The 12,850-nt window shown below is 43.2% G+C and carries 17 protein-coding genes; all 17 read left to right on the forward strand.

Annotated features, from left to right (window positions below; translation table 11 throughout):
- Positions 1–304: hypothetical protein (locus JK188_RS12795; RefSeq protein ID WP_211888648.1), on the forward strand; the 304-nt coding region annotated here is incomplete at its 5' end.
- Between the two features lie 1,078 nt (positions 305–1,382).
- Complete coding sequence (locus JK188_RS12800) at positions 1,383–1,736, forward strand: HNH endonuclease (protein ID WP_036975514.1); 354 nt, start codon at positions 1,383–1,385, stop codon at positions 1,734–1,736.
- 154 nt (positions 1,737–1,890) lie between these two features.
- Positions 1,891–2,364, forward strand: a complete 474-nt coding sequence (locus tag JK188_RS12805; RefSeq protein WP_006661540.1) for a phage terminase small subunit P27 family — start codon at positions 1,891–1,893, stop codon at positions 2,362–2,364.
- A gap of 3 nt (positions 2,365–2,367) precedes the next feature.
- Positions 2,368–4,098 (forward strand): terminase large subunit, encoded by a 1,731-nt coding sequence (locus tag JK188_RS12810; protein ID WP_211885870.1) that lies wholly within the window; start codon positions 2,368–2,370, stop codon positions 4,096–4,098.
- Positions 4,095–4,256 carry a hypothetical protein gene (locus JK188_RS18005; RefSeq protein ID WP_195848261.1) on the forward strand — a complete coding sequence of 54 codons (162 nt, stop codon included), beginning with the start codon at positions 4,095–4,097 and terminating at the stop codon, positions 4,254–4,256. Before JK188_RS12810 ends, JK188_RS18005 begins: the two co-directional genes overlap by 4 nt.
- The gene (locus JK188_RS12820) at positions 4,246–5,478 is read left to right on the forward strand and encodes a phage portal protein (protein WP_132495197.1); all 1,233 of its coding nucleotides are present in this window, start codon (positions 4,246–4,248) and stop codon (positions 5,476–5,478) included. Before JK188_RS18005 ends, JK188_RS12820 begins: the two co-directional genes overlap by 11 nt.
- Positions 5,468–6,073 (forward strand): HK97 family phage prohead protease, encoded by a 606-nt coding sequence (locus JK188_RS12825; protein ID WP_154628574.1) that lies wholly within the window; start codon positions 5,468–5,470, stop codon positions 6,071–6,073. Before JK188_RS12820 ends, JK188_RS12825 begins: the two co-directional genes overlap by 11 nt.
- A 15-nt stretch (positions 6,074–6,088) precedes the next feature.
- Positions 6,089–7,309, forward strand: a complete 1,221-nt coding sequence (locus tag JK188_RS12830) for a phage major capsid protein (RefSeq protein ID WP_211886425.1) — start codon at positions 6,089–6,091, stop codon at positions 7,307–7,309.
- Between the two features lie 91 nt (positions 7,310–7,400).
- The gene (locus tag JK188_RS12835) at positions 7,401–7,703 is read left to right on the forward strand and encodes a head-tail connector protein (protein WP_211885869.1); all 303 of its coding nucleotides are present in this window, start codon (positions 7,401–7,403) and stop codon (positions 7,701–7,703) included.
- An 8-nt stretch (positions 7,704–7,711) separates the two neighbouring features.
- Positions 7,712–8,038, forward strand: coding sequence for a phage head closure protein (locus tag JK188_RS12840; RefSeq protein ID WP_211885867.1), 327 nt, complete (start codon positions 7,712–7,714; stop codon positions 8,036–8,038).
- Positions 8,031–8,480 (forward strand): HK97-gp10 family putative phage morphogenesis protein, encoded by a 450-nt coding sequence (locus tag JK188_RS12845; RefSeq protein WP_211885866.1) that lies wholly within the window; start codon positions 8,031–8,033, stop codon positions 8,478–8,480. The genes JK188_RS12840 and JK188_RS12845 overlap by 8 nt, the downstream gene beginning before the upstream one ends.
- Positions 8,477–8,812 (forward strand): hypothetical protein, encoded by a 336-nt coding sequence (locus tag JK188_RS12850; RefSeq protein WP_211885865.1) that lies wholly within the window; start codon positions 8,477–8,479, stop codon positions 8,810–8,812. The genes JK188_RS12845 and JK188_RS12850 overlap by 4 nt, the downstream gene beginning before the upstream one ends.
- 60 nt (positions 8,813–8,872) lie before the next feature.
- The gene (locus JK188_RS12855; protein ID WP_211885864.1) at positions 8,873–9,367 is read left to right on the forward strand and encodes a phage tail tube protein; all 495 of its coding nucleotides are present in this window, start codon (positions 8,873–8,875) and stop codon (positions 9,365–9,367) included.
- Positions 9,367–9,738, forward strand: coding sequence for a phage tail assembly chaperone (locus tag JK188_RS12860; RefSeq protein WP_006661552.1), 372 nt, complete (start codon positions 9,367–9,369; stop codon positions 9,736–9,738). The genes JK188_RS12855 and JK188_RS12860 overlap by 1 nt, the downstream gene beginning before the upstream one ends.
- A gap of 23 nt (positions 9,739–9,761) precedes the next feature.
- Positions 9,762–10,046 carry a phage tail assembly protein T gene (locus JK188_RS12865; protein WP_006661553.1) on the forward strand — a complete coding sequence of 95 codons (285 nt, stop codon included), beginning with the start codon at positions 9,762–9,764 and terminating at the stop codon, positions 10,044–10,046.
- A 41-nt stretch (positions 10,047–10,087) separates the two neighbouring features.
- Entirely contained in the window at positions 10,088–10,489 is a 402-nt protein-coding gene (locus JK188_RS12870) for a hypothetical protein (RefSeq protein ID WP_211885862.1), read from the forward strand.
- 35 nt (positions 10,490–10,524) lie between these two features.
- A partial coding sequence (locus JK188_RS12875; protein WP_211888649.1) for a tape measure protein occupies positions 10,525–12,850 on the forward strand: 2,326 nt, incomplete at its 3' end.

Consider the following 12,850-nt stretch of genomic DNA (forward strand, 5'->3'; position numbering starts at 1 on the left):
TAATAACACTGCAGTTAAGAACGACAACGACAAGTTAAAGCAAGATAACATCAAACAAAGTGCAGTCATTGCCATTCAGTCATTTCAATTCAATCGCTTCAATCAGATAGCAACAACAGCATACCGGAACGGCATTCAAGCTGATGCGAAAGCGCAGGAGAAAATCATTGAATATAAAACGATACTCAAAGCAGAGTCTTCTTGTGATTCTCTTGTGCCTCAGCTTGTTACTGATGGCTTGTTCGAGTACACAAACGAGTTACGAGCGCGCGCAATGCGTTCCAATTCCATCAACATTGACTAATTCTGTGGTACCGCCATTGCCGCCTGACAGTGACGGTAAAACCCTATCATTCAAAGCGTCTGTATTATGGAACAGATTATTGCTGGGAACGATAGAAAAAGCGAATGAGCAGCTTAAAGCAATACAGGAAATTGAAGCTGAGAGAATTAAAAAATAGACCCACGTGTCTAATGAGGGTCTGAATGTATAGGATAGTTTAAGTCTTATTATGTTTTGTCTGAGTAGACGTGTCATACATGCTCGCGGCTAGTATTAGCTTGGTAAGCGAGCCTATTCAACGTACTCCATTGTTTAAATAATAGCCAACTTATATTTGTAAAGGTTCATAACCATCAGCTAATCACCGATGACTTTTTGCTTTTGATAAATAAGAATGCCCCAGAAATCGGGGCTAAATGAGAATAAATGCTTTTGAATAGAGCTTCACTATACGTTAAACACGAAAAGCTACAACAATAAAAAAGTAGTATTCTCAAGCAGATATTACAAATCGGAGCCTCGTAATGCGGGGCTTTTTTATTGGTGTAATTATTCCAACATTTGAAAATTAATACGGAGATAACAGCATAGTGAAAACCTACAGCTTTCCGCCTTATGGCCCCGGATACAATTCGAGTGTCGTAGTGGTACTTGACCGCATGACTCATTTCGAGGGCATTAGTTTTAATGGCATTCAAGGTGCTGAGATTCATTAAGATACAGGCGCAAATTAATCACTACATGAATTTACACAATAAGATGGTCAGTTGTGATACACCATGAAGTAATCACTATCTGTGATGGTGACGAAATTATTTATGGAGATCTTAAGGCTCTGAAGAACATGGAGTTTTACAACTGGAACGGTAGATTTAAAAAATAGACCCCGTGTCTAAAGAGGGTCTTAATGTCGTAGGCTTTAATATAACTTATTGTTTTTAGGTCTTGTTGAAAGGTCATGCATGTTTAGGTTTCAAAGCTAAAGCATACTTCAACGCGGCAACAGTACGCGCTTACCTAGACAATAGCTACCTTATATTTGTAAAGGTTTATAGCCATCAGCTAATAACTGGTGGCTTTTTCATTTGTGGAGAAAATTATGCCCCCTCGCATACCTCGATCTTGTCGCAAGCATGGCTGCAGTAAAACAACCACTGACCGTAGTGGTTATTGTCAAGAGCACATGAATACAGGATGGGAAAACCACCAGCAAGGCAAGAGCCGTCATGAGCGCGGTTATGGCTCCAAGTGGGACAAGATACGTGCTCGCGTTTTGCATCGTGATAAACATCTATGCCAAGAGTGTTTGAAGTCAGGTAGACCAACTGAAGCAAAGACAGTGGACCACATCAAACCTAAGGCGCATGGTGGTACCGATGATGATAGCAATCTGCAATCGCTGTGCTGGTCGTGCCATAGAAGCAAGACGGCAAGTGAACGAACCAGAGGATAATCGCTATATTGCGATAACTCACAAGGGGGAGGGCGGGTCAAATCCCTACCACTCTCGCCCTAAAGTACCGCCGCCTTACCTTTTGTTATATCGCCGCAGGTTAGAAAACTTTTTTATGGGGATCCCCAGCGTTAATTAATAGGAGGTTTCTATCATGGCTGGACCACCTAAAACCCCGTCACATCTGCAATTGGTGAGGGGGAACCCATCAAAACGCCCCATTAATAAACAAGAACCAAAACCGCCGTCAGGGGTACCCCAAACACCAAAGTATTTTGATAAGCGGGGTAAGTATTGGTTCAAGAAAATGGGCGAAGAGTTAGATGCACTGGGTGTCATGAGCACACTCGATGCAAAAGCTCTGGAATTATTAGTTGAGGCATATGTTGAGTACCGGCATCACTGCGAAGTGCTCGATACTGAAGGTTATACCTACAACACCACGTCAATGACTGGCGACATTATCAAAAAAGCACATCCAGCGGCTGCAATGAAAGCCGATGTTTGGAAGCGAATCCGAGCTATGCTCAGTGAATTTGGCATGACACCTTCAGCAAGAACAAAAGTCAGTGTCAAAGGCCCTGAGCAGGAAGATCCACTAGACGTATTTCTGAAAAAGCGCAAATGATGAATGGCAACCGTAGCAGATGGAATTCAGTACGCCGAGCAGGTCGTGGCTGGAGAAATTGTTGCGTGCGAATTGGTGCGCTTAGCGTGCCAGCGTTTTTTAAATGATTTAGAGCATGGTCCTGAGCGTGACATCTATTTCATTGAAGATCGCGCACAGCACATACTCGACTTTTACAATTTTATCCCACATGTCAAAGGGGCATTGGCTGGAAAGCCGATTGATTTAATGCCGTGGCATGTCTTTATCTTGATTAATATTTTCGGGTTCGTGATCCCGTTAATTGATGAATTAACCGGTGAGCAAGTTCTTGATGATGATGGTGATGCCATCTTTGTTCGTCGTTTTCGAACCGCATTTAATGAAGTGGCTCGTAAAAATGCAAAATCAACGCTCTCCAGTGGTATCGGTTTATACATGACTGGGGCTGATGGCGAAGGTGGTGCTGAGGTGTATTCAGCAGCAACGACTCGCGATCAGGCACGTATCGTGTTTGAAGATGCCAAAAATATGGTCAAAAAAGCGAAAGCAACGCTAGGTCGCTTATTTGATTACAACAAGTTAGCGATTTACCAAGAGCGAACGGCGTCTAAATTTGAACCACTTTCCAGTGATGCGAATAACCTCGATGGCTTGAATATACATTGCGGGATAGTCGATGAGCTCCATGCTCATAAGACTCGCGATGTGTGGGATGTTCTTGAAACGGCAACAGGTGCGCGATTGCAGTCGCTTTTATTTGCCATCACAACATCGGGTTTTAACAAAGAGGGGATCTGTTACGAGTTACGGGATTACGCAATTAAAGTTCTAACAGGAGTTGTTGATGATGACACTTTCTTTGCCATTATTTATACCCTCGATGAGGGCGACGATGATTTTGATGAATCCGTTTGGATAAAAGCTAATCCTGGTCTTGGTGTCTGTAAGCGTTTCGATGATATGCGACGTCTGGCCAAGAAGGCAAAAGAGCAAATTGCTGCTCGTCCTAACTTTCTCACTAAGCACCTTAATAAGTGGGTGAATGCTGAGTCAGTATGGATGGACATGAGCAAATGGGAGGCTGCCCCAGCTAACGCCACTGATGATGAGTTACAGCATTATCCAGTTTGGATTGGCGTTGACTTGGCTAGCAAAATTGACGTCGCTGCAGCGATAAAAATGTATGAAGACGGGCAGGGAAAAACGCACATTAAATGCAAGTTCTGGTTGCCAGAAGATCGCATTGACACTGCACCGAAACACATCGCAGAGCTTTACCGTAAATGGGCTGATGCAGGTTACTTAGAATTGACCGATGGTGAAGTGATAGATCATGACATTATCAAAGATGACATCCTGAAGTGGTGTGAGGGTGATGATGTACGTGAATTAGGGTTTGACCCATGGAGTGCCGTTCAGTTTTCACGCCGACTAGCGGAAGAAGGTGTTCCATTAGTTGAGGTTGCTCAAACAGTTAAGAACATGTCAGAAGCCATGAAAAGTGTTCAAGCTGATGTGTATGCAGGTAAGTTTCATCACGATCACAATCCAATGATGGCTTGGATGTTGTCCAACGTCACCGTAAAACCGGACAGAAACGAAAATATCTTCCCCAACAAATCCACACCAGAAAATAAAATCGATGGTCCTGTTGCCATGTTTACGGCAAAAAGCCGTCAATTGGTTGGTGGTGGTTCTGATGGTGATTTTCTTTCCTCACTTAATCCTGACGAAGATCTACTATTCCTATGAAAAACTTATTTCTCGATATCACTGCATTGATTGGTTTCAGCGCGGTGATGGCAGGCTGTTATCTAAATTATGGGCTCCCCAATACATTAATGATCGGCGGTTCCGTGCTGGTGGTTTATGCATTAGTGGCAGCAATGAGGGGGAAGCGTGCTTCTTAACGCGTTATTTCGTAGTGATGGACTGACAAGCATTGAAAACCCATCAGTACCCATTACATCAGACTCTATTGATACCGATGGAATTTTCACTGCTGACGTACATGTTAGCCCTGAAACCTCGATGAAGCTTGCCGCAGTGTATGCGTGTATTTACGTACTTTCTTCATCTATTGCTCAAATGCCATTACATGTTATGCGTAAATCTGGCAATAAAGTTGAAACTGCGCGTGACCATCCTTTATTTCACCTCGTTCATGATGAACCTAACGAATGGCAAACTAGTTATAAATGGCGAGAAACGAAACATCGGCATGTGCTTGGTTGGGGAAATGGCTACACACAGGTTGTGCGAAACCGTAAAGGGGAAGTGACCAATCTTGAGGCGTGTATGCCGTGGGAAACAACCCTACTGAATACAGGCGGCCGTTATACCTACGGTGTTTACAACGAACTCGGCAATTTTGCCATCAGTCCTGATGACATGATCCACATTCGCGCTCTGGGGAATAACCAGCGCATGGGTATTAGTCCTATTGTTCAGCATGCTGAAACTATCGGTATGGGAATGAGCGGACAGAAGTATACGAGTTCATTTTTCGGCGGGAATGCAAGACCGGCTGGTATTGTTTCTGTTAAAGGGGAGTTAAAAACAGACGGCTGGAACAGGCTAAAGGAAATGTGGCAAAAAGCATCGGCAGCATTACGTAGTCAGGAAAATAAAACAATGCTATTACCCGCTGAGCTTGATTACAAGGCATTAACAGTTTCCCCTGTCGACGCTCAGCTAATTGACATGCTGAAATTGAACCGCTCTATGATTGCGGGGATCTTTAACGTTCCTGCCCACATGATCAATGACCTCGAAAAAGCCACTTTCTCTAATATTTCAGAGCAAGCTATTCAATTTGTTCGGCACTCAATCATGCCGTGGACGGTGAATTGGGAGCAGGAATTAAACCGACGTTTATTTACGCGACAAGAGCGAAAGGCGGGATTTTATGTTCGCTTTAATTTGGCGGGTTTATTGCGTGGTACGGCGAAAGAACGCGCTGAATTTTACCATTTTGCGATTACGGATGGTTGGATGAGCCGAAATGAAGTGCGTGCTTTTGAAGATATGAACCCAGTTGATGGGCTGGACGAAATGTTAGTCAGCGTTAACGCTGCTCAGCCTGTGGGAAGCCAAACAGAAAAACCCAAAGGAGATAATGATGAGCAGTAATCAAGAAACTCGCTGCTATATGGGAGAAGTGAGAGCCGAACCCGGAGAAGAGAATCAAGCAACCCATATTATCGGGCTGGGCTCTGTTTTCGACTCTCGTTCTGAGTTGATGTATGGATTTAAAGAAATCATTAAGCCGGGGGCGTTTGATGACGTGCTTAATGATGATGTTCGCGGATTATTCAACCATGATCCTAACTATATTCTCGGAAGAACAGCGGCAGGAACGCTGTCTTTAAGTGTGAATGAGCGTGGTTTGGTTTATGACATCACCGCACCGGACACTCAAACTATACGTGATTTAGTGCTAGCACCGATGCAGCGTGGTGATATTAACCAAAGTTCTTTTGCCTTTCGTGTCGCCCGAGATGGTGAAGATTGGTATCAAGATGATGAAGGCGTGATTATTCGTGAAATTCACAAATTCTCGCGCTTATTCGATGTGAGTCCAGTGACTTATCCGGCTTATCAAGATGCTGGTGCCGCAGTACGTTCGATGGAAGCTTGGAAGGAAGCGCGAAATGGCGGTGATCTGCAAAAAGCGATTAATCAAAAATTAGCGCGTGAGCGCATTTTAACTTTACTCAATGCATAAGGTAATACTATGACTATGAAGCTTCATGAATTAAAACAGAAACGTAACACCATCGCTGTCGATATGCGTGCTATTCACGAAAAAGTGGGTGAAGGTGTGATGACCGATGAGCAGCGCACCGAGTGGAATAAAGCGAAAACAGAGCTTGAAAACTTGGAAGCACAAATTGAGCGTGAAGAACAATTACGTTCGCTAGACCAGTCATTTGTTGACGACAAAGAGCAAGAGCAGCGTCGTAATCCTGATAATGACCCTGAAGCCGCAAAAGTCGAACGTCGTAATTTAGCCTTTGATCGCTTTGTGCGTAGCGGGTTCGGTGAGTTATCAACGGAAGAGCGTCAAGCGCTTAAAGAATTACGTGCGCAGGGAACATCGCCGGATGAAAAAGGTGGGTATACCGTACCGACACAAATGCTGAATAAAATTATTGAGCAGATGAAGGCATATGGTGGCATTGCCAGCGTCGCACAAATTTTAACAACATCAACAGGACAAGATATTACATGGTCCACTTCGGATGGCACAGAGGAAGAAGGGGAATTATTAGGCGAAAATACAGCGGCTAGCGAACAAGATGTAGAATTTGGCACTGCAATCTTAGGTGCGAAAAAGCTTTCCTCTAAAATTATTCGCGTATCAAACGAGTTACTTCAAGATAGCGGCGTAAATATTGAAGCATATCTAGGCAGTCGAATCGCTCAGCGGATTGGCCGCGGTGAAGCGAAGTATTTAGTTAAAGGCACAGGTACAGGATCACCGCTGCAACCTAAAGGGCTAGATGCGTCCGTCACTGGTACGGTTGATGCGTCAGCAACGTTTGGGTGGAAAGATATTAACGCATTAGAACACGCATTAGATCCTGCCTACCGAAACGGACCTAAGTTCCGTTTAGCGTTCAATGATGACACGTTAAAAAATCTGAAAGAAATGGAGGATGCACAAAAACGCCCGCTGTGGTTGCCATCAATTGCTGGTGTTGCTCCTTCGACTATCTTGGGTATGCAATATGTGGTTGATCAGGCCATTGATAAAATGGAAGCGGGTAAAAAATTCATCTTCTGCGGTGACTTTGATCGATTCATTTTGCGTCGTGTGACCTACATGACTCTGAAACGTTTAGTTGAGCGTTATGCAGAGTATGATCAGACCGCATTTTTGGCGTTCCACCGCTTCGATTGTGTCCTTGAAGATACTTCAGCGATTAAGGCGCTAGTGGGAAAAGGCGCAACCAAATAGCTTAAATTAGCATTTAATTAACCAAGCGCCGCTTAATTGCGGTTTTTTTGTGCCTGCGATCTGGAATGGTCGCAGGTTTTAAGGGGTATTTATGCCATTACCTACGCTGGAGAAACTAAAAAAACAGTGCCGAATTGATGAAGGGAATACCATAGAGGATGATTTATTGATGACTTATATGTCAGCAGCTAAGAATCGCGCTGAGAATTACATCAATAGAACTCTTTATGATACTGATATTCCTGAAGCTGACCCAAATGGTCTGTTGGTATCCGAAGATATTGAACTGGCAATTATGTTAGCTGTCAGCCATTTCTATGAAAATAGGGAGCCAGCGTCAATGCCAGCGGGTTTTAAGGCGCTACTAGAGCCTTATCGATATATCAATATTTAGGAGCAATCATGGATATTGGGCGATTAAGGCACCGAATAAAAATAGAAAAAGCTGAACTCAATAAGCTTGATTCTGGTTATCGAGAGAAAACATGGGTGCCTGTTTGCGAGACATGGGCCGAAGTTAATCCAATTAGCGGGCGTGAGCTTCTTGCATCGGGCGCCGAAATGTCAGAAATAACCGTACGTGTTTGGATGCGATTTCGGCGTGATATCAATTCAACCTGCCGCATGGTTTTTAACGGGCTCAACTATGATATTCAGTCCGTGATTCCTGATGTGAAAAATACCCGGCTTGAATTACTGTGCAAACAGGGGGTTAAGGCTGATGGATGATTTTAATATCGATTTCAGTGGCTTCCTTGATATTGCTAAGGATCTGGATGAGCTCAGTAAAGCGGAGAGTAATAAAGTTTTGCGCCAAGCGACCTATGCGGGAGCAGCTGTTCTGCGTGATGAGGTAAGAGATAATGCGCCAGTACGAATCGGGAAGCTAAAAAGAAACATTGTGGCCAGTAGCCAGAGAAGCCGGAAATCGGGTGAGGTTTCTGCTGGTGTCTATGTTCGTGGCAGTAATCAGGGTGGTACCAATAGCGACAATTCGATGAAAGCTAAGGATCCGCGCAATGCTTATTACTGGCGATTTTTGGAGGAAGGAACTTCAAAGATGCCACCGGTACCGTTTATTCGACCTGCATTTGATAGTAAAGCCGATGAAGCCGCCAGTGCAGCCATTGCGAAGCTTGATGAGGCGATAGATAAGGTGCTGAGTAAATGAAAGAAGCTGATTTATTTATACTTCTGGATCCCGTCTTGCCAGAAAAAACGTTTCCTTACGTAGTTCCTCATGATAATCCATCAATTACAGCACCTTGGATGATATTTTCATTTTATGAAGTTGACGGTGATGTCTTCTCTGGCCAAGCAGAAACCATGACCAATATTCAAATTGATGTTTATGCAAAAAGCCCAGATACAGCTGGCGACATTTTATCAAAAGCGCTCACCGCCATTCATCCTTTAAGCCCAACCAACATTACCAGAAAGCCAAGCTATGAGCCTGATACGGCACTTTATCGGGCAACCCTAGAATGCCAAGTTTGGAATTAACGCCTCATTAACTCCATCAACCACCTTCGGGTGGTTTTTTTATGTCTATAGGAAACTGATATGACAAGTAAATATGAAAAATCGCAAGGTACGAATTTATTTATTTCAAAGTTACCTGCTGAAGATGTTTCAGCCACCGCAATTGATTTTCTGGCTTTAGGTTGTACGACTAAAGAAACTAGCTTTACAGGTGGTCAGAAAACGGATCTGGATACAACCACACTGTGTTCTAAAGAACAGGAAACGATTAACGGTTTACCTGCAGCGGCAGAGATTTCTATCAATGCCAACTTTTCAGCGGATGACGATGGACAAGAATCATTACGTAAAGCCTATGAAGAAGATACGAAGCATGCCTTCAAAGTTATCTTCCCATCCGGTAATGGTTTTGCATTCCTTGCTGAAGTTCGCCAGCACACATGGTCTGCACCGACTAACGGCATCGTGGCCGCAACATTCACTCTACGCTTAAAAGGTAAAACAGTACCGATTAAGAACGGTGAAATTGTTAAGCCTGCTCCACAATCAGCTCCTATTGTTGAAGGTAAAAAATAATGGCGAAGAAACCAAGTTTACGAACGCTGGCGCTTAATGCGGATCAGGCTTTTCGTAGCAAAAAAGTTCACGTTGCAGAATGGGGTATTGATGTATTAATTAGAGAGCCATCGATTAAGGCTCGTTTATCTTGCACTGATTTAGTCAGTGGGAAGGATGGAGAGGAGCTTACATCAACACAAAAATCGCTTCGCAATATTGAAGGCGATGTTATTTTGTTTATCGATATTCTCCGTGAAGAAGATGGTAGTCAAGTATTCACTGATAAAGATAAACCGGCTCTCATGGAAACATATGGTCCAGTGCATGCGCGTTTATTGGCTGAAGCTTTTTCATTAACTATTTCAGCCACTGAGGCTGAAAAAAAGTAAAAGAACCGGAAACATTCTTTTTAATGACGCTGGCACTCCGCTTGGGGAAAACCTTAACTGAATTAACCCATAACATGGATGCCAGCGAGTTAAGAATGTGGATGGCATACGACAAGGTAAGCCCTATTGGGGATCGTCGTGGTGATATTCAAACGGCAATGGTAGCAACTGCAGTGTTAAATGCAGCAGGTGCAAAAGTGTCGGTTAGTGAGCTTATTCCTGTTTGGGATGATGAGGTTGTTGCGGCAAATGAACCTGAGAATAAACAGGATCCGTTGGAGGCGTGGTTGAGCAGTATGTCTGAATAGTTATATAGTAGGCCCATTAATTTATTAATGAGATTACTTAAATGAAACAGGCATTAATTAAAACGGTCATCGCTTTTATTATTTTTACTGCTGCTTTGTTATCGCCATTCTTGTTTGAATGGCTAGGTTCTCAGGATGCTGAGTCAAAAAAATTCGTAAAACAAACGCAGGAAATAATTAAATCAGAATATAAGTCATCGACCTTTGAATTTAAAAAATCCCTCTATTTTAAAGATCATAACGATTCATATTCAAACCTAGGGGTTGTATGTGGAGAGGTTAGAAAAAAAGACTATGATGATGATTATGCAGGGTTCAGAAAATACTATGCTGTAGTAAGAAGTCATGAAGGGAATATTGGGAAGTTACTAAGAGTTGAGTTTGATGTATTTAAGGATGATTCTACATCCCAGATATGGATTGAGTATTGTGAAAATAATTAGACCGCTTCGGCGGTCTTTTTTTTGGAGACCGCAAAGTGGCAACATTACGCGAATTAATTTTAAAAATATCTGCTAATTCAAGCGGCTTTCAGGCTGAGGTTAGCAAGGCTTCCCGCATCAGTAATGATTTTTATAAAAGTGCGTCAGGAGGCAGCCGCCAACTAAGACAGGAATTAATTCAGCAGAAAAAGGCATTAGCGGAAATAAACAATCAGATCACCAGTGTTGCTATGACAGCAAAAGGAATGGCTGGCGCTATGGCAGGGTTTTTCTCTGCATCGGCAATGATCTCTACTGTGGATAGTTGGGGGCAAATGGCGGCACGAATAAAGATGTCGCTTAACTCAGTGGAGGGTTCTACTAAATCTTACGAGCAGCTTCAGCAACGGTTTTTATCAGTAAGTAATCGTAATGGTAAATCGATAGAAACTACACAGGAACTGTATGTTGGCTCAGCTACCTCAATGAAAGAGTTGGGCTATAATACTTCTCAGACTATTGATTATATTGAATCTCTTTCTTCTATTTTTACAGCTAACGCAACTAGCGCTCAACAAACTGAATCAGCAACTACCGCATTAAGCCGTGCCATGGTAAACGGAAAAATAAGCGGCAATGACTGGCATTCTGTGATGAATGCCATGCCTACGGTACTACGTGATATCGCTGCTGAGTTATCTCGCACTAGAGGTGGGGTAAAAGTCACTGAAAATGATGTGAAAAAGCTCGCAATGAATGGTGGTATCTCGATGAAGCTATTTGCTGATGCGGTGATCCGCGCAAAAGAGGCAAATAATGCGCTTGCTGATTCGATGGATAATACAGTTGAAGATGGCTTTACCCGTGTAGCAAACTCGGCCAAATCTTACTTTGGGGAGCTAAATAGCAGTATGGGGATAACACGCACAATGTCCGCTCAATTGGCTTTCCTGGGAGATAACTTTGATAAGGTCGCTCTTGCTGGGTATGCCATGATCGGTGTTGGGCTTTCACGTTATCTTGGTAATCTTTCCATTAACGTTAAAAATCTCACCAAAGAAACGGTCAATGGATACTTATCACAACTTAATTATAACAAGGAGCAAGTGAGAACTCTTGAGGTCACTCAGATGCGAATTAAAGATGAGAGGCAATTACTTCTAGATACACGCCAATCATTAGTGACTAAAAAGATGGTAGCAGCAACAGACAAGGAACGGTTAATACTCGACAGGCAGTTAGAGAAAAATACCAAGGCACTGGTCGCTCTAAGTAATCAAGAGATTGTAACTAACGAAAGATTACTTGCATCACGAAAAGCACTGAATGGATTTCGTATGGCTGGTGGAGCGGTAATTTCTGGTGCTAAAAACTTATTGTCTCTGGTTGGGGGGTTGCCAGGGGTAATCATGCTAGGTGCGGGGGCATGGTATGCAGTAAAACAACAGCAAGACGCCGCTCATCAGTCAGCATTAGAGTACGCTGATTCAATAGATGATATTGCAGTTAGAGTAAAAAATATGTCTCTGGTGCAGGTGTCTGACGAGGCAAAAAAGGCAGGGGAAAGTGTCACGGCGCAAGCTGAAAGAATAAGAATGCAGTTAGATAAAATAAATAACTATAAGCAACTAATTGAAAATCATAAAGTTAACGCAGAAAACCCTACATTCACATACGAACAAAAGCAAATTCAACTACGAAAGGTGACGGAATATACCACGCAGTTATTTGTTGAGGAAAAACGCCTGCAAGAGTTAGAACAAACCATGCAGGGAACTATCACAGTAAAAAATGATTTGGTTGAAAGAACCAATCAACTGACTAATAGCAAGCTTGGTTTACTTGGGCAGGAGATAGCAAAGGAGTCGGAGTTCAATAGAATACTCTCAGCAGGCAATAGCATATTATCAAGCCGCCAATTGCTCACACAAGCACCAATGTCTACAGGCCCTCTACCAGCACTTCTCAACGATGATCAAAAAGCAATGATGCTGAGTGCAGAGAGAGAGCGCCAGTTATCAAGCATGAGCCAGCGAAATCAGGTAAAGCAACGTAGTGAATGGGAATTGGATAAAGCTGGATTTATTGGAGATGATTATAAAACGCAGCGAGAGCGTTATGTAAGCGACAAACTAAAAGCTTTTGATGAGCGTGAGCGGATGAATAAATCCCTCAAGACTGGTGCCGCGTTGATAAAAGAAGCCGACCGCGTCACTGAACGATACAAAGATAAAATAGCCGATCTGACTGTTGCGACTGAAGTTCAGCGTGTTCGTGCCTTGCAGGGTGAAAAAGCTGCTGCACTTTATGCCGCTGCGCATGAAACCGGTGCTAAGTGGACGGATGAACAGCGAAAATCCATTCAATCATCTGCAGTTGAGT

Origin of the sequence: Providencia sp. JGM181 (assembly GCF_018257375.1) — a bacterium.
In the GTDB taxonomy this organism is placed as follows: Bacteria; Pseudomonadota; Gammaproteobacteria; order Enterobacterales; family Enterobacteriaceae; genus Providencia; species Providencia lanzhouensis.